The sequence below is a fragment of the Arthrobacter crystallopoietes BAB-32 genome, assembly GCF_000328305.2.
GTDB lineage: Bacteria > Actinomycetota > Actinomycetes > Actinomycetales > Micrococcaceae > Crystallibacter > Crystallibacter crystallopoietes_A.
The window spans coordinates 1-15,206 of the sequence record NZ_ANPE02000067.1; the positions used below are offsets into that span (position 1 = coordinate 1).

The 15,206-nt window shown below is 63.9% G+C and carries 18 protein-coding genes and 2 pseudogenes; 10 read left to right on the forward strand and 10 right to left on the reverse strand.

The features are described from left to right. Positions 1 to 1,047: 1,047 nt before the first annotated feature. A complete protein-coding gene (locus D477_RS23805; RefSeq protein ID WP_424579995.1) occupies positions 1,048 to 1,569 on the reverse strand; it encodes a helix-turn-helix domain-containing protein in 522 nt (173 codons plus the stop codon). A gap of 138 nt (positions 1,570 to 1,707) precedes the next feature. Here D477_RS23805 and D477_RS22165 point away from each other — a divergent pair, with 138 nt between their 5' ends. Further along, the gene (locus tag D477_RS22165; RefSeq protein WP_005267123.1) at positions 1,708 to 2,010 is read left to right on the forward strand and encodes a hypothetical protein; all 303 of its coding nucleotides are present in this window, start codon (positions 1,708 to 1,710) and stop codon (positions 2,008 to 2,010) included. A gap of 653 nt (positions 2,011 to 2,663) precedes the next feature. Here D477_RS22165 and D477_RS21630 read toward each other — a convergent pair. Beyond that, positions 2,664 to 3,152 carry a hypothetical protein gene (locus tag D477_RS21630; RefSeq protein ID WP_081608449.1) on the reverse strand — a complete coding sequence of 163 codons (489 nt, stop codon included), beginning with the start codon at positions 3,150 to 3,152 and terminating at the stop codon, positions 2,664 to 2,666. A 94-nt stretch (positions 3,153 to 3,246) separates the two neighbouring features. On the opposite strand from D477_RS21630, the gene D477_RS23630 reads away from it, so the two are divergent. The 6 genes and pseudogenes from D477_RS23630 to D477_RS02920 all read left to right on the forward strand — a co-directional run bounded on the left by D477_RS23630 (position 3,247) and on the right by D477_RS02920 (position 6,042). Then, a complete protein-coding gene (locus tag D477_RS23630) occupies positions 3,247 to 3,564 on the forward strand; it encodes an SOS response-associated peptidase family protein (RefSeq protein WP_337587540.1) in 318 nt (105 codons plus the stop codon). After that, on the forward strand, positions 3,479 to 3,754 hold the full coding sequence (locus tag D477_RS23635; RefSeq protein ID WP_337587541.1) for an SOS response-associated peptidase family protein: 276 nt from the start codon (positions 3,479 to 3,481) through the stop codon (positions 3,752 to 3,754). Before D477_RS23630 ends, D477_RS23635 begins: the two co-directional genes overlap by 86 nt. A 224-nt stretch (positions 3,755 to 3,978) precedes the next feature. After that, complete coding sequence (locus D477_RS02910; protein ID WP_005267127.1) at positions 3,979 to 4,338, forward strand: TA system antitoxin ParD family protein; 360 nt, start codon at positions 3,979 to 3,981, stop codon at positions 4,336 to 4,338. Further along, positions 4,338 to 4,673, forward strand: a pseudogene (locus D477_RS23090) (zeta toxin family protein); the annotation flags it as partial. The gene D477_RS02910 and the pseudogene D477_RS23090, both read left to right, overlap by 1 nt. Positions 4,674 to 4,741: 68 nt before the next feature. Further along, positions 4,742 to 4,903, forward strand: a complete 162-nt coding sequence (locus D477_RS23095) for a hypothetical protein (protein ID WP_237740680.1) — start codon at positions 4,742 to 4,744, stop codon at positions 4,901 to 4,903. 101 nt (positions 4,904 to 5,004) lie between these two features. Next, positions 5,005 to 6,042, forward strand: a complete 1,038-nt coding sequence (locus D477_RS02920) for an IPT/TIG domain-containing protein (RefSeq protein ID WP_043845376.1) — start codon at positions 5,005 to 5,007, stop codon at positions 6,040 to 6,042. A gap of 330 nt (positions 6,043 to 6,372) precedes the next feature. Here D477_RS02920 and D477_RS02925 read toward each other — a convergent pair whose 3' ends face one another. The 3 genes from D477_RS02925 to D477_RS02935 all read right to left on the reverse strand — a co-directional run bounded on the left by D477_RS02925 (position 6,373) and on the right by D477_RS02935 (position 8,219). Then, complete coding sequence (locus D477_RS02925; protein ID WP_005267137.1) at positions 6,373 to 7,026, reverse strand: hypothetical protein; 654 nt, start codon at positions 7,024 to 7,026, stop codon at positions 6,373 to 6,375. 505 nt (positions 7,027 to 7,531) lie between these two features. Further along, positions 7,532 to 7,978, reverse strand: coding sequence for a DUF5956 family protein (locus tag D477_RS21005; protein ID WP_005267138.1), 447 nt, complete (start codon positions 7,976 to 7,978; stop codon positions 7,532 to 7,534). Further along, positions 7,965 to 8,219 carry a helix-turn-helix domain-containing protein gene (locus D477_RS02935; protein ID WP_005267144.1) on the reverse strand — a complete coding sequence of 85 codons (255 nt, stop codon included), beginning with the start codon at positions 8,217 to 8,219 and terminating at the stop codon, positions 7,965 to 7,967. The genes D477_RS21005 and D477_RS02935 overlap by 14 nt, the downstream gene beginning before the upstream one ends. Before the next feature lie 271 nt (positions 8,220 to 8,490). On the opposite strand from D477_RS02935, the gene D477_RS02940 reads away from it, so the two are divergent. Together D477_RS02940 and D477_RS02945 are read left to right on the forward strand one after the other, a co-directional pair. Then, a complete protein-coding gene (locus tag D477_RS02940; RefSeq protein WP_150109971.1) occupies positions 8,491 to 9,783 on the forward strand; it encodes a hypothetical protein in 1,293 nt (430 codons plus the stop codon). Between the two features lie 94 nt (positions 9,784 to 9,877). After that, positions 9,878 to 10,801, forward strand: coding sequence for a DUF1963 domain-containing protein (locus D477_RS02945; RefSeq protein ID WP_005267148.1), 924 nt, complete (start codon positions 9,878 to 9,880; stop codon positions 10,799 to 10,801). 190 nt (positions 10,802 to 10,991) lie between these two features. Here the strand turns inward: D477_RS02945 and D477_RS02950 are convergent, their stop codons facing one another. From D477_RS02950 to D477_RS23810, 5 genes and pseudogenes are all read right to left on the reverse strand, one after another. After that, a complete protein-coding gene (locus tag D477_RS02950) occupies positions 10,992 to 11,336 on the reverse strand; it encodes a hypothetical protein (RefSeq protein WP_005267149.1) in 345 nt (114 codons plus the stop codon). After that, on the reverse strand, positions 11,333 to 11,719 hold the full coding sequence (locus D477_RS02955) for a hypothetical protein (protein ID WP_150109972.1): 387 nt from the start codon (positions 11,717 to 11,719) through the stop codon (positions 11,333 to 11,335). Before D477_RS02955 ends, D477_RS02950 begins: the two co-directional genes overlap by 4 nt. Positions 11,720 to 12,207: 488 nt before the next feature. Continuing rightward, entirely contained in the window at positions 12,208 to 12,606 is a 399-nt protein-coding gene (locus tag D477_RS02960) for a YybH family protein (RefSeq protein ID WP_005267152.1), read from the reverse strand. A gap of 86 nt (positions 12,607 to 12,692) precedes the next feature. Next, positions 12,693 to 13,211 (reverse strand): FadR/GntR family transcriptional regulator, encoded by a 519-nt coding sequence (locus tag D477_RS02965; protein ID WP_052510661.1) that lies wholly within the window; start codon positions 13,209 to 13,211, stop codon positions 12,693 to 12,695. 33 nt (positions 13,212 to 13,244) lie between these two features. Further along, a pseudogene (locus D477_RS23810) lies at positions 13,245 to 13,469 on the reverse strand (FadR/GntR family transcriptional regulator); the annotation flags it as partial. Positions 13,470 to 13,569: 100 nt separating this feature from the next. On the opposite strand from D477_RS23810, the gene D477_RS02970 reads away from it, so the two are divergent. Continuing rightward, the gene (locus tag D477_RS02970; protein ID WP_005267155.1) at positions 13,570 to 15,078 is read left to right on the forward strand and encodes an amidase; all 1,509 of its coding nucleotides are present in this window, start codon (positions 13,570 to 13,572) and stop codon (positions 15,076 to 15,078) included. Positions 15,079 to 15,206 lie beyond the last annotated feature (128 nt).

Sequence of the window (15,206 nt, forward strand, 5' to 3'; positions counted from 1 at the left end):
CTATCTATCTATGGCCACCCGGCCACCCTGTTTCAGCACTCTCTCCCGGGGAGGGAGGGTAATTGTATTTGGGGTAGGTTCCCGGTTACAGATTTACACCCTCTCTCATGGGGGTATGCTGTTTTCCGCGTGGTCAGGGTGGCCGGCCCCTTTTTCGACGACCAATGTGCCTCTGACTAGGGCGTTTACCTTGAAAATCCGGCCACAGGGGGTGTGGCCGACCCGTGGCCGGACGTGGCAAACCGGGTGGTCAGAGCCCCGAAACAGCTCTTTTGACCCCAATTCGGTGCCCATGGACGCATCCGGCGCAGCTGCCGCATGCGATCGCCGAACGCGCTTCGCCCGGGTTCAGCGAGGCTTGTGCCGTCGTTGAAACCTGCTCCTCGAGTCTTCCGGGCCTCGTTGTGCACCGTCGGAGCACCGTCGGAGCAGCCTGTCGAGGCTCGGAACGGCATTGCAGCGGATGTCGAGTGGACCAAAACGGGGTCCGAAACGACTCCCGGAGATGCTTTTAGGACGGCCTAGCAGCAGTGCTTCGCGGTGTTCAGGTGGTCCGATCAGCCTTCCCTGAGCAGCTGGAAGGCATCCGTCTGGAGTGTCCGCGGGGGCTGCCAAAGCAGCCGCGACGCGACGTGCAAGGTGGGGTCTGGAGGCCAGATGGAGGCAGATGCGCAGGGCTCCGTCGGGGTCCCCGGAGTGCCCGTCGAGACCGGGGAAAGGCTCCAACAGGTAGGGGTAGAAGCTGCCGTCGGTGTGGTCATCGAAGCGGATGATCACTTCCAGCTCGAAGGCTGCTGCAGTGAAAATCTGCTCTGCCGGAGCCTCGGCCAGGTGCCCTTCGAGGCAGTATGGGAGGGTTCCTCGCGGCGTTCTCGCAGGACGGTTTCCCGTCACTGTGGCCGCCTCCCAGGGCAAGTCGAAGGGAGAGCGTCGGATGGGCCGCGGGCGGGGCTGCCAAGACGCCTAAAGCTCCGACAGGGTCCGGGGCAGATAAAAGATCTCCGTGTCCCAGGACACGCGCAGTACACCGGAAGTGGAGATGTGGGCTTAGGTGAACCCATCTTCGTCGTCCGGCAAGCGAAGTTTGCGATACTGGGGAAGTGGGAACGGATCTTCCTCTTCCGGCAACCCAAGCTTGCGTGGTGGCGAAATGATGAAGGGGTCTTCCTCGTCTTCTATCGCTTGAGTGGCGTTTTCGCCGGTTTCCCCTGAGCCTGCGTTAGAATCCGGGCGTGCATGACTAGGATCGATCGTTCCGGTGTCGCTTGGACTGCTTGACGTAGGCGAGGCACATTGTTCGGGCCCACGCTCCATGAGGACCGTAACATCGACTCCTAGAACTTTTGCGATGTCCCAGAGTCGCTCGTAGGCGATTGTCCTTTTGCCTGACTCTACATAGATGACTTGGTTCCGACTCATGCCCGCTTCGAGGGCGAGCGCCTCCTGAGAAAGTCCTTGACTTAGCCGTAACTCTCGTATGCGGCGGCCCACTGCGGTGCGGATTTCCGCCCACTTACGTTGCTGGTCTTGCGGCGTTTGCGAAGGGCGAATGGGCACACCCCATGCCACTCGATTCGCACTCGAATGTCTGCTCCTCTAGCGGCGCATGTGTTTGAACTCACCCCATCATGCTTAGCGATGACAATTAGGTGCGCCGTTAGTGATACATTCAGGCCTGTTCCTCAACCGTAGAATGGAGTCCCGCAAATGGGCATGCACGTCCTGCTCGATCTGGCTCAACCGGTAACTCTCCAAGACCTTAAGGACTTCGTGCGGCGTGGAGAAGATTGCGTCGACGACCCGGAAGGAGACATCCGCTGGCAGGTCGCCGAAGACGGCACCCCAAATTGTTTGCTGCTTGAGTTACCGTCTTCGCAAAGCCGGCTCGAGCGGGTAACCAAGGGGGCGAGCCCTGCCCTCTCAATTTCTTATGTCAACCCACTGGCTGAAGCGGCCGCGTCAGAGTCAATCGGTGCCAGTGCCGATGCCGCCCCTGCCCATGGTGGCTAAGCATGCACGAGCTGGTAGATCACAGTGTCGGTCAGTACGTGCTCCAGACTGCTTCGGGTTCTATGATCCTGCTGGACTTCGATCCGCCTACACGCACTTATACCCGGCTGCCAGAAGAATCCCCACCAATCTCTACTGAGGGCTCGCTTTTGAGGTGGCTGACCTGCGCCGTGACTGTGAAACCCTTCGACTGCTGTCTGTCGTGCATGCTGTGGTCGGTGAACGGGCAGTCTTTGCCGTCGACGTCAGGGAAGACGACGTCGTCACGATTCGACGTACCACCCCGGTGCAAAGAATAACTGCACTTACCGGAGGTGACCTCCCGAACCAAGGCTTCTAAGCTGGGCGCTCAAGGCGATGATGCAGCTGCTGGAACACCTAAGCAGTCAAGAACCAGACATGGTTGTTTATCTCCGCCCAGTCCACAGGCATAGGTCTGCCTGGAAACCGGACTTCCAACCAAGTGCACGGTCGGAGGTCTGTGCTTTTCCATGGTCTGTTATCAGCTATGCTTTGAGCGTGCTTTGAGACTGGCAACGTTTGGCCCCGGTGAGTTCCCCCATTTGCCGGGGCCAGTTTTATGCTCTGACCGCGATCAGCTGTGCGACGGCTCGATGAGCCTGCCGCTGAACTCCTGCACCGTGTCCTCGGCGTCAAGACAGCACAGGTCGTCCGGAGCCCAGCAACAGGTCTGCCCGGCCCAGCCTCGGCGGGAAATCATCACTGGCGGCCAGCAGCCTAGCCCGCTCGGCCCGCCAGGCCGTCACCAGACGCGTTGTGCTGTGCTGCACCCCGCCTTCGCCGCGGACCACCAAGGCGTTGAGCGCGTATTCGCCGCCCGCGCCGAGCAGCACCGGAACCGCGTACTCACCCCGATAGACCGTGCCGCGCCGGAACACCGGCTGCCCGACGAGCCACGCCTGCCGGGACAGGAACCGCCCGCCGGTGCGCACGGCGGGGATACCGGCTTCGGCCAGCTGGGCGGCAGCCGTGGTGCGCAGCAGCTCTTCGAGCTTCTCAAGGCCGGCCTCCCGACTGCGCGTCACCAGGGCCAGGGCGGCGCGGTGCTCGGCCATCATTGCCGCCTCGGCCTCGGCGATCTGGGCTGCCCGGCGGGCCACCAGCTCGGTGAACTCTGCCATCCGTCCGTCCCCAATCGCCCCCACTGTAACCGCGCGGCCTGTCAATATCCTTGGGCTCCCGAAGCCCAGACGGACGGCCGATAGGATCGGAGCCATGTGCGGACGCTTCGTGATGTCAAAAGCCTCCTCCGACCTCGTGGCGGCGTTCCACGCCGAACCGACCGGCCCGGAACTCGGCCCCTCCTGGAACATCGCCCCCACCCAGCAGGTCAGCATCGTCACCGAGCGGCTCGACCAGGAAACAGGGGAGATCCGCCGGCTGCTGGAGAACATGCGCTGGGGACTGGTCCTTTGCGGCGCTCTACGAATTCTGGCCCGACCCCGCCCTGCCGGAAGACCACGAAGACAAATGGCTGGCGACCTGCACGATCCTGACCACCTCGGCCACGGACACCCTGGGGCACATCCATGAGCGGAGCCCGGTCATCATCCCGGAGGACTGGCACGAGGACTGGCTGGACGCCAAGACCACCGACAAGAACACGGTGCGGGAGCTGTTGGATGCCCTGCCCGAACCGCACTTGCTCCCTTACGAGGTCTCCGACCGGGTGAACTCGGTACGGAACAACGGCCCGGAGCTCATCGAACCGGTCCCGTCATGACCGAAATCGACGAGGTCCCGCCGCCGCCCAAGCTTCCGGACCTGCCTCGCCGAAAAAATCCGTGACTGCTTCGAGGGCCTTACTGAAAGGCGTCCGGCCCGCTGAAACTTCGATTTCGGAGTGGTTCATCGGACGGCTCTCTTGGCGTCTTCCCCGCACTACCCGATAGCGTTCGCCCGTGAGGCAGCGGGCAACCCACGGTAGCACGGTGCTACCATAGGTTTATGACCAGGACCAGCCAGCCGACCCGCCTCCCCTCGGATGTGTACGAGTCCGCCGTTGCAGCAGCGCGCGTCGCCTCGCGGACGGTGCCTCAGCAAATCGCGCACTGGGCGCGCATTGGCCGCGAACTGGAGATGTCACCGCAGGTAAACCACCGGGCAATCGCCCGGGTTCTTTCCGGCGCCGACTCCTATGACTCATTGGGCGAGCAGGAGCAGGCGATCGTCCGCGAGGAATGGACTGAACGCGTGACTGCTCTGCGCGAGGAACTGAACTACGAAGCCGCATTCGCCGCGGCAGGAGAGCCCTACTCCGAGGCCGACGAGGACGGCAACGTCGTCGTGCGCCGGGCTCGCGGCTGATGCCCCTGCTGCATCTGCTTGCAGGACCCAACGGCGCCGGAAAGTCCAGCTACGTTCGCGACGTCCTCGCACCGGCCACCCACCTGCCGTTCATCAACGCCGACGAGATCGCGGCCTCGCGGTGGCCCGATGCGCAGGCAGAGCACGCATACGAGGCCGCACAGATTGCAGAGGCGCAACGACGCGACCGGATCGCTGCAGGCGAGTCCTTTATCTCGGAGACAGTTTTCTCGCACCCGAGCAAGGTCGAACTCGTCTCCGACGCCATGGTTGCCGGCTACCTTGTGCATCTGCACGTGATCATGGTCCCCGTCGAGCTCACGGTTCAGCGCGTACGCGAACGAGTGCGTCGCGGCGGCCATGCCGTGCCTGAACAGAAGATCCGCGATCGATACGATCGTCTGTGGGGACATATCGCCTCGGCGATCCGGATCGCGACGTGGCCGAGGTGTTCGACAACAGCAGCGCACGCACTCCGTTCCGGTTGTGTGCGAACTACCAGCAGGGTGCACTCATCGGCACACCCAGCTGGCCGAAATGGGCACCCGGCGAGCTGCGCGGATAACCCGCCCGATTGGCCCGAGTACTTAGCATCGGGGATGCTTCAGGCCGGTATCCTGTGGCGTGAACCACTTTCACATTTGCGTCTATCCGTTGGGGATTTTCATGAAACGATTCGCCTCCGTCCTGCTTGCCGCCGGACTGGTCCTTGGCGGCGGTGTCGCCGCCATTCAACCCGCCCAGGCCGCGCCGGCCGTGCAGATCCAGACGGCCACTACGGTCCGCACTGCGATCACCGCGCAGCCGAAGAGCCAGACCGCCGTGCACGGCTCCACGGTCAAGCTTTCCGTCTCCGCCAGGGGCACGTCGCTGAAGTACCAGTGGTACAAGAAGGGCCTGACGTCGAAGGCCTGGTCGAAGATCTCCGGCGCCACCTCCCGGACACTGACCCTGTCGAAGGTGAGCGTGGCCTCAAGCAAGACCCAGTACCAGGTTTCGGTGACCGGCCGGGCCGGGAAGGTCTGGTCGAAGCCGGCGACCGTCGCGGTCCGGTACGCCTACAAGCCGGTCGTCACCAGCCTCTCGCCGGCGTCCACGGTGGTCGGGCAGGCGCGCAGCATCGCTATCTACGGCCAGAACTTCCACGACGTCACCCGGGTCACCGTGGCCGGCAAGTCGGTTGCGTTCAAGAAGACGTCCATGACCACGAAGCTGCTGCTGACCGTGCCGTCGTCCTCGACAGAGAAGACCGTGACCATTACGGTCTCGTCTGCGACCGGCTCGTCGTCGAAGTCGTTCACCTACTTCAAGTACCTCTCCGCGACCGATCGCGCCGGCATGCTCGCCGACATCGACTGGGCCCAGCGCACCTACGGGGCACCCCAGGCGCCGGTAAAGTCCGCCTACGACACGGCCCGCAACTACATCCGCTCCACCAGCGCCCATGAAGGCGCCGCTGACAAGCAGTACCTGATCGCCCTGTACGCGATCGACTACTCCTGGCTCACCCGCGAGGCCGCCCTGGCGGACGCCGACTACCGGAAGTGGAAGACCGAATACGACATCGCCATCCAGTTCGGTGACAACTCCCGCGCCGCGGACTACAAGGCGGAGATGGACTACGCGGCCGCTGACCGGGATGCGTACCGGGACAGCGCCAAGACGGCGCTGGCCAACATCCGCTCGCTCGGCGGGAAGGTCTAGGGGCAAAAGAAAAGCCGGCCGCGCGCCCCCGCTGCGGCCGGCATCCCCGTCCACTTCCGAGAGTAGACGCAACGGGTTGGAAAAAGCCTGTGCGCACGGCATTGCCCCGGGCGGTGCGCGCAGCCCGGAGCAATGCTTAGGCCCCACTCGCACCGGGGCACCCGGAGCCGCCACTTGGGGGAAGGCTTCACTCCGGATCCTGGTCCGCCCAGCGATTGGGGATAGGCAAACCGGGACACTCCAAGCTTCCCGTCACAGCCGGCAGAAGACCAGATTCCAGTTCTGGGGGTTCGCGCAACCCCTAAACCGGTGGTGGCCACGCAGCGCGTTCTAGTCAGAAGGCACGGCGTATTCCGGTTCGCCCATGCCGTAGGCCTGGACTGCGACTCCGGTGATCTCCTCCGGGACTTCTTCGAAGGCGCCCATCATTACTGCCTCTCCCTTGGCCAGCGCGTCCACGTTCCCGCTGTTGAGGTACTTGTTGTAGAGGTCGGTGGACTGGCTGCTAAGGGCTTCACCTGTTGATTCGTCCAGCTTCGTGCCGTCGTTGAGCAGGTATTCATAGTCCTCGGTGTAAGTGGGTCCCCATTCACCGATGTGGCTCACGGAGGCGTCCTCGAAGACGTAGGTGTTGCCCTCGGGGTCGTATAGCGTCACCTGGTACATGCCCACGGCCGTAGACCCCTTGCGGTTGTCGAGCTGGGCCGTCATGTAGGTGACCGGTTCGGCACCGACCTCTTCGCGGAAGGCTTCGATGTCTGCCGGGGGATCCGCTGGTATCTGCATGGTGATCTGGGCACCATCGGCGGTCGTCAGCTCGAACTCGCCCGGACCGAAAATCTCCTGGGTCGGTTCCAGGGCCTGACCTTCGGTGGCGACAGCTGGATCATCGACCGGGGCCTCGTCCTGGGCCGCCTGTGGGCTGCCGCAGGCTCCAAGGACCACGACGAGGGCTGCCGCCACGGGAATAGGTGCAAATCGCATTGGCTTCTCTCCTCAACGATGGTTACAGCTTGCATCGTAGTTGCGGCCCCGGGAGAAGGAACCCCTGGAAGGGTGTTTGGGGGACCCGGAGGGCGAAACACGACATTGCCCCGGATGCTGGGGGGCTCAGTTCCGGGGCAATGCCTTTCCCCTCCATGAGAGGGACTGGCGGCGTTGCCAGTCTCAGTGGCTGTGCCGACATGAGCGACGATATGGGCGCTGACTTGGAAAAACGCCGGGGCTGCGGCGCAGCGGGGGAGCCGAAGACGGGAAATGGCCCGAAGCCAGGCCTCCCCAGACCGTCTTGCTTCGAGCCATTTCTTCCCGACCGCGTTTCCCGGGCTTGCGCCCCGGCCGTTTCCGGCCGCCCCCAAGGAGAAAGCTGTCCGTCGTTCGTGGACCGTTCAAAACCCCCGCCGACCCATCCAGTATGCCCTGTTGATGTATCCCCTAAAACGCTTGACTTCCGGACAGGCACCCTAGTTTCGTTTACTGGGGTCCGGGATCAGTCCCGCTCGTAGAGGACGTCGATGACCTGTTCCATGGCCAGGGCGATGTCCGCCGGGTGTACCGCGCCGGGAGCAGAGCCAGAGATGCCCGCGTTGATGCGGCGCGCCAGCTCTTCTTCGGATCCGATTCCCGGCGGCAGCCGCATCAGCCAGACAAAGCCCCGCGGCGGCAGCTGGACGCCGGCGTCGCGCAGGTAGTCCTGGATCCCTTCATCCACGGCCCTGCGGTCTTCTGCAGTGAACGGTGCATAGCGGGTCTCGCTCACGCCGTCGGACTCCGTGGTGATCCTGACCTGCCGGCCGGTGTCATCGACGGGCCTTCGCCGCACGTTCTCGGTGCCGGCCGCCCAGGCTGCGAGCATCGCCCACCCGGTTTCCGGGATCTCTACCCAGCCGTCCCCGTCCTGGCCGTCGGCAACGGCGTCCCAGTCAGTCGGGCTCATCGCCCGGTTCCTCGACCGGGAGCCGTCCGGCTTCGATGGCTTCGCTGGTCCGCCGGTAAGCGTCCTGGATGTATTCCTCGAGCTTTGTCTTCTCCACCCGCCACTGGTTCCGGCCTCCGATCCGGATGGCGGGGAGCTCTCCGGAGCGCACCAGGGCATAGGCCTGGGAGGAGCTGATCTGCAGTTCGTCCTGCACCTGGGTGAGTTTGAGGAACCGCTGCTCGACGGGGGTCTGGGCCATGAATACGAGCCTACCCGCGGCAGCCGGACCGGAAGTTCATTACCTGTTCACCCCAACACGCGGAGGGCCGATAGACGAATCGTTTCACCAGAATTAGGATCTGAACCAACTGCTTCACGGCAGCCAGTTGGGGGAGCGCCCTGGGCTCAGCCAGGACGTTATGGTGCCACATTCTCCGTGCCTTCCGGTGCGGTCCTCGGTGCTTCCCGGTCCATGAATCGAAGCACCGATTGACGCACCTTGGGAGTACTTGATGAACGAGAATTCGTCCTTGTCCGCTTTCTTCCGATCGCCTTGGTCACGCACCCTGTCCGTTGGACTGGCCCTGGCGATCACCGCGGCCACGGCCCAGATCGCGCAGGCCACCGAGACTGAAGCGTCGGGTGAGGCAGCGGCCGAGCAGATCGCGGAGATCACCGACGAAGCGCGCGCGGACGCCGGCGTCGCTGACACCGGCCAGGTCGCCTTCGTCCAGGACGGCGCGGTAACCACCGCCGTTGATGCCGATGGCGGGATCAGCTTTGCCGACGGAACCGTGACGGTAGCCGAGGGCTCCACCGTCCCGATGGGCATCAGCCTCCCCTCCGAGGCTCCCGCGGACGCGACGGTCACGGAAGCGGGCACCCTCGTGACCACGGACCAGGACACCCCTGTCTCGATGGAGGTCCAGGGCTTCGAGGACGGCTCCGTGCGGATCCAGGCTGTCGTCGAGGAGGCCGCACCCGTCCATGAGCTCGGCTACGAACTGTCGCTGCCCGCGGGCGCGCAGCTGCACCAGCAGCCTGATGGCAGCGTCATTGTGCTCGCCGACCCGGCCGCCGTCCCGGTCCTTGATGCCGAGCCGTTGCCGGAGGGGGACGCTGCCCTCGCCGAGCTGCTGCCCACCGCCGAGGAAGTCGACACGGCCGCCGTTGACGCGGCCAACGCGGAAGCCGCGGCACTGAGCGCCGGCGATCCGGTGGACACGGCGCCGGCCGGCACCGTGGCACTGGCCGCCATGCCTACCCCGTGGGCTGTGGATGCCACCGGCCAGTCCCTGCCCACCGAGTACAAAGTGGAAGGCGACACGGTCGTGCAGGTCGTGGACACTTCCCAGGCCGTCTTCCCTGTCGTCTCCGACCCGTGGTTCATCCCGCTGATCCCGATCGCCCTCGGTGCGGCAGCCCGCGCCCTGGCACCGGCAGCCATCCGTGCGTTCGCCGCCACCGCCATCCGCGGCGGGATGGCGTACACGACCCGCGGCGGCTACCGCAGCTTCTCCGCGTTCAAGGCCGCCCATGGCACCAGGTCAGGCTACGAATGGCACCATATCGTCACCCAGGCCGCCGGCCGCTACAAGGGCTACAGCAGCTACGCCATCAACCACCGCAACAACCTGATCCAGATCCCCGCCCGGGTCCACCGCAACTGCGTCACGCCCTGGATGAACTCCAAGGGGGTCAAGCGATTCGGCGCTAACGCCGCCTCCGGCCAGTACATGCGCGACTGGGTGAAGCATCAAAGCTGGCAGAAGCAGCACCAGATCGGTGTCGCCCTGCTGCGCCACTGCGGCGTGCGCATCTGACGCAGCGGCACGCTTAGTCTGAACGCAGGGATGTGTGCGGCGCCCGGCGGTGCCGCACACATCCACCCCGCTCCCCATCGACAGGAGGACATGCATGGCCCCCGCGACAAGGCCCGCACCGCCCATCAACGGCAGCAGTGCCGAGATCACAGCCTGGCTGAACGGCCCGGCCCTCAACGCCCCCGAACTGTCCGACGACATCCGTTTCTCGGTCGTGCTGTCCGCGCTGAACGTGCCTGCCGGGCGTCAGGACATCGATGAGCTTTGGGACGGCACCGCGCACATCTCCTGGCTCGGCGGACCGGCCGTCGGCCCCTTGACGCAGTGGCCGCAGCGCCGGGACGGAAAGAAACTCGCGCACGTCGCATCCCTGCACCTTGGCGAAGTCGCCGATGTGATCGAAGACCAGCAGCGCACCGTCTGGGGGCCGGGCATGCCGGACCGGAACGACCCGGCGCAGTCGCTGCCGGACAGCGGCGTGCTCGAGGTCTTCCACGACTGCGAGGCCTCCGGCTACGAAGCGGACGACGGGCCCTCCGGGGCATGGCATGTCCGATGGGTGCAGACTCCCGACGGGGGAATTGTCGACGCCCCGGACGACGCAGAGCCGCCGACCGATGTCTGCCAGGTCGTCATCCCGTCAGCGTCCTTCAGCCTCCGCCCGCCCGCCGACAACATGGACCTGCCGGACGCTGCATTCAACCGAGTGCTCGATGCCCACGATGCCGTTCATGACGCCTGGCAGAGCTTTTACAAGGCCGGACGCGAAAAGGTGTTCATGCCGCTCTCTCACGTCTACGGCCATGGCTGGAAAGGGATCACCGAGATCAGCGGCATTCTCAACGATGTCCTTCCGCTGCAGGAGGGCGACGAGCACGTGCTGCTGCTGGATTTGGAAGGCTGGACACACCTTGAGGGCTGGTTCGGCGACGCCGGACACCTGGAGGTCTGGATGCGCCGCTCGGACCTGGCAGCCCGCGCCTTCGATAAGGCATGGTGTCTCATCCGCATGGGGTGACAACGCCCTGCGCAGGCCCATGAGGAAGAAGAGGTAATGGATGAAGGGGCGCTGCCCTGCCCTTGGGGGATCGGGCAGGACAGCGCTCCGACCACGCAGTTCCGGCGGAAGCCCGAGGGCACATCACCGGGGGTCGGACGTGCCGCTCGTTGGGGGACTACGCGGCACTGCAAATAGCCTATGACAATAGTTAGGCCGAAAGTCCCGAATCGCGGATTTCGTCTGATCTTGAGCAGATCTTGAGCGCGTCCTGCGCTTCTGCGGCGGGTCGATGCGCCAAGCTGTTCGCACTGGCGGTCACCATCCGGGTTCCGACTGGGGAGTAGGAACCATTCGCGGCCGGTCCGTCGCCGCACGAGGCTGCGGGGCCAGGCAGGTTCTGGGGAGGGCCTGCCACCCCGCCGCCCGCTCCCTTTCGGTACTCCGCCTGCAGGACCCGGTTGTTCGGGAAGCGCTCCTCCAGGTGGCGGCGCAGCGGGGATTGCTTGTCGCTGAGCTCAGCGGTCAGGGTGGAGTAGAGGCAGCCGGCCGTCATGGGGCGCTGTCGGCGAAGGCGTCGGGCTGTTCGGCCAGTTTGTTCGTGAAGGCCGGGTCGATGAGGTCGCTGCCCTCCTCGCCGAAGTAGAGGTCGTCGGCCCGGACTTCCAGGGCCTCCGCCTGCTCCAGGGACGTGGCGCCGGGAGCTTCCTCGGCGACGGATTCGATGCCGTCGGCCAGACTGTCCAGCCCGAACCAGCGGTAGCCGGCCACGGCGGCTGTCAGTTCGTGCGGCTCGAGGCCCTGCACGGCATGCAGCAGGCCGCCGTTCTGCGCCATGTTGTCCAGCAGCAGCAGGTCATGCAGCGCCCGGTCGCCTTCGGCCCGAGGGCCGTCGTAGTCATAGTCGAGTGCGCGGTTCCAGATGTCATCAGACTTCACGGCAATTCCCCCTGAGTTGCTTGCGGTGATGAGCGAACCGATTCCTGCCACGAGCATAGCCGTCGCCGGGACACGAATTCGCCGGGAGTCCCTCCCATCGTCGTAGTCTGGCCAAATGGATGCTGCACAAGCGGGATTGGAATCGGTCGGGTGGTGCCACGAGTGTGGGACTCTACAGCTCAAATCACAGATGCCCGCCGGCTTTGTTGAATGGCTGGAAGACGTCCGGCCGCTGTGTGTCGGTTGCGGCTCGGAGTCATGGCCTACAGGCGTTTGGGATGAAGGCGCGCACTCCGCCTCATGCACCTGGCATGAAGCAGGGGAGCGTCGGGCGGTGGACTGGTCACCGGCGTTCGCCTGCCAATGCGACTGATCTAGACGGCGCATCGCCCAACCAGCAGGGCAGACAAAGGCTTCCCGCTCGTGTAAGCGCAGACTGCCTCGCAGTATGGGCTGCTGTTGAGTGGATGCGGAGCAGGCCGATGCTCTTACCCGATGACGGTATCCGCGTGCCTGTGGGCAACCTTCCATTCGCCGTCTTCGCGGCGGTAGACTTGCGTAGCCCGCAGCACGTAACTGCGCGGCTCACCATCCACCGAGGCGGAGGTGTGCTCGAGGCCGGCCGTGAAGGCCATGTCGCCCACCACCTCATAGGCCAGCAGCTCGAAGCGGTAGGACGTGCAGTCGAAGAACTGTCCCGCAAGTTCGACGAACAGCTTATTGAGTTCCTGCTGCCCGAACGCGTTGCGCCAGGCGCCCAGGACGCTCACCGGTTCGTTGCGTGACCAGAGCGCCCGCCGGGGCGCTGCGTCGCCGTTGTGGAGGGCGTGCTCGGCCTCGTAAAGAGAGGTCTTCACCCAGGCCAGAAAATCATCCGCGTCTGTCATGCTTCAGTATGCTCCAACGTGGCCGGTAAACGTCGATGGCATTGGCTGACTGGCCGGAAAGACACGGCGCGGCGTGCTTGGCGACCCTACTTGACGTCCCGAACGTCGGGGAGCGAAGCGACTGTTATGGAAGAAGGATTCCGGCTCTCAAGCGCAGTCAGGCGCACGTGCGCCAAGTAGTCCACGTGATCGGTAAAAGCTGCGGCCGCTGCGTCCGGATTGCTCGCTGCAATAGCTTCGTATATAGCTTGGTGCTGTTCGGTGACTCTTGAACGGTCGAGTTCATGGACGAAGACACTATTCGTTGCTGGACGGCTTAGATGCACGGCGGTCATAGCCAACTCAAGAATCTTGTTCTTGGCTGCACGACAGATTGTGGTGTGGAATTCAAGGTCGAGGTCGAGCCAGTCTGCGATGTCCATGGAGTAGTCACGTGATCGCTCGACGGGCCGCAAAATCGCTTTGAGGTCCTCATCGGTCCGTCTGCGGGCGGCCAGGCTCACACACTGAAGTTCGAGCATCGCGCGCGCCTCGTCGACGTCCTGCACGGTGACGTTTCCCGCGCGGAACCACAGCTGGATGGCATCACTCAATTGCAGGGCCACCTCATCAGCGTCCGGTAGTGACACAAACGTCCCGCCGTTGCTGCCCCGCGACGTTGTTACCAGGCCCGAGGCTGACAGGAGCTTCAGTCCCTCACGCGCAGTTGCTCGAGCCACGTCGAAGGCTCCGGCGAGTTCCTGCTCACTGGGAAGGCGCTCCCCAGGCTTCCAAATCCCCGAGGATATTGCCTCTCGGAGTTGACGCGCGATCTGTCCGGAAGCGTCCCGACGTGCAAGTGGGACGGGTTCGAAACTACTCACAGGGGCCTCCGATTTGATCTCTTTTCAAAGCATATGACCCCTGCCATACTTCCAATGTTAGACATCGGGTTTTGGTATGTATCTAGTCAAAGGAGACATTGTGGACATTACCGCCGACAAGCTCGACATCCAGATCGAAACCGCGAGCATTGGGGAGTTGCAGGCCGGCATGCGGGCAGGGAAGCTGACTGCAGTGCAGCTCGTGGACTTCTATCTGGACCGAGTCGAGCGGTTCGACAAAGCAGGACCGGAACTGAACTCCATTGTGACGCTCGCCCCCGACGCCCGTGACCAAGCCTCGAAATGCGACGAGCAACGGGCGAACAACCCAAACGGAGTCGGACCGCTCCACGGTATCCCGGTCCTAGTGAAGGACTGTCTGGAGACGGCGGACATGCCGACATCGTTCGGTTCCGAGATCTTCGCCGATTACCAGGCCGACGAAGACGCCACGGTCATCCGCAAGTTGCGCGAGGCCGGTGCAATTATCCTAGGGAAGACCACGCTTCCGGACTGGGCAACCTCGTGGTTCACGTATTCCTCACGAACAGGACTTACGAAGAATCCGTACGACTTGAGCCGTGATCCTGGGGGATCATCCGCCGGCACCGGCGCGTCGATCGCGGCCGCGCTGGCGGCAGTCGGGCTCGGCACCGACTGCGGCGGCTCAATCCGGGTACCTTCCTCCTTCTGCAATCTTGTCGGCGTCCGTTCAACTCCCGGCCTCATCAGCCGCAAGGGGTGCAACCCTCTCGTCAGCGTGCAGGACACGATCGGACCCATGGGACAGTGCGTCGCTGACGTTGCCCGCGTTTTCGACGTTATCACCGGATTCGACCCTCACGACGAACTGACCTATGCAGCCGAAATTCTCCCGCAGCAAGAGCCATACCTCTCGGCGCTGGTCCCGGACGCGATCGTCGGCGCACGCATCGGCGTCGTTCGAAACGCGTTCGGTTCGGATGACGACAAGTACGCAGCCCCCGTCAACGACGTCATGCGCAGCGCCTTGGAGCAGCTGGCTGCCGCAGGGGCGATTTTGGTTGACGTTGAGATTCCCGATCTGCAGGACTGGAATGCGCGGACCTCGATGTACACCATCAAGTCGAAATTCGACATCGATCAGTTCCTCGCGGCAAAGCCCGATGCTCCCATGCACTCCGTGGCGGAGATCATCGAGTCGGGGCGGTACCACCAAAAGCTCGACCTCCTTGAGGCCATCAACGGCGGCCCGGACGACCCGTTCTCGGACCTCTCGTTCTACTCAGCGTATTTGGCACGCGAGGCGTACATGAAGACGGTGGTGAATCTTATGGGCGCAAATGATCTTCTTGCTCTGGTTTACCCGACGGTGCAGGTTGTTCCACCTACACGGGAAGAATGCGACTCGTCGCAGTGGACAACATTGAACTTCCCGACGAACACCTTGATCGGGTCACAGACGTGGATGCCCGCGATGACAATCCCGGCCGGGCTTACCGAAGCCGGGCTGCCCGTCGGAATGGAAATTCTCGCGCGGCCCTTCGATGAGCGGACTCTGTTCCGGGTTGGATACGGCTTCGAGCAGGCCGGTAATCACCGGCACCTACCCGATTCGGTTTCAATCTAAAACCAAGCCGGCACAACGCCAGGAACACAAAGGGCACGGGACCCGGAACCTACAAACTGCCGACAGTGCTCGTCATGAATGACTGGGCAAACACCCGTCGAGGCGCAGGGGGTCCCGTGCCCTGCATA

Coding starts and splice junctions, on each gene's coding strand:
- D477_RS22165 (WP_005267123.1), top strand. CDS start 1,708: ATGGGCATGCACGTCCTGCTCGATCTGGCTCAACCGGTAACTCTCCAA.
- D477_RS21630 (WP_081608449.1), bottom strand. CDS start 3,152: ATGGCAGAGTTCACCGAGCTGGTGGCCCGCCGGGCAGCCCAGATCGCC.
- D477_RS23630 (WP_337587540.1), top strand. CDS start 3,247: ATGTGCGGACGCTTCGTGATGTCAAAAGCCTCCTCCGACCTCGTGGCG.
- D477_RS02910 (WP_005267127.1), top strand. CDS start 3,979: ATGACCAGGACCAGCCAGCCGACCCGCCTCCCCTCGGATGTGTACGAG.
- D477_RS02920 (WP_043845376.1), top strand. CDS start 5,005: ATGAAACGATTCGCCTCCGTCCTGCTTGCCGCCGGACTGGTCCTTGGC.
- D477_RS02925 (WP_005267137.1), bottom strand. CDS start 7,026: ATGCGATTTGCACCTATTCCCGTGGCGGCAGCCCTCGTCGTGGTCCTT.
- D477_RS21005 (WP_005267138.1), bottom strand. CDS start 7,978: ATGAGCCCGACTGACTGGGACGCCGTTGCCGACGGCCAGGACGGGGAC.
- D477_RS02935 (WP_005267144.1), bottom strand. CDS start 8,219: ATGGCCCAGACCCCCGTCGAGCAGCGGTTCCTCAAACTCACCCAGGTG.
- D477_RS02945 (WP_005267148.1), top strand. CDS start 9,878: ATGGCCCCCGCGACAAGGCCCGCACCGCCCATCAACGGCAGCAGTGCC.
- D477_RS02950 (WP_005267149.1), bottom strand. CDS start 11,336: ATGACGGCCGGCTGCCTCTACTCCACCCTGACCGCTGAGCTCAGCGAC.
- D477_RS02960 (WP_005267152.1), bottom strand. CDS start 12,606: ATGACAGACGCGGATGATTTTCTGGCCTGGGTGAAGACCTCTCTTTAC.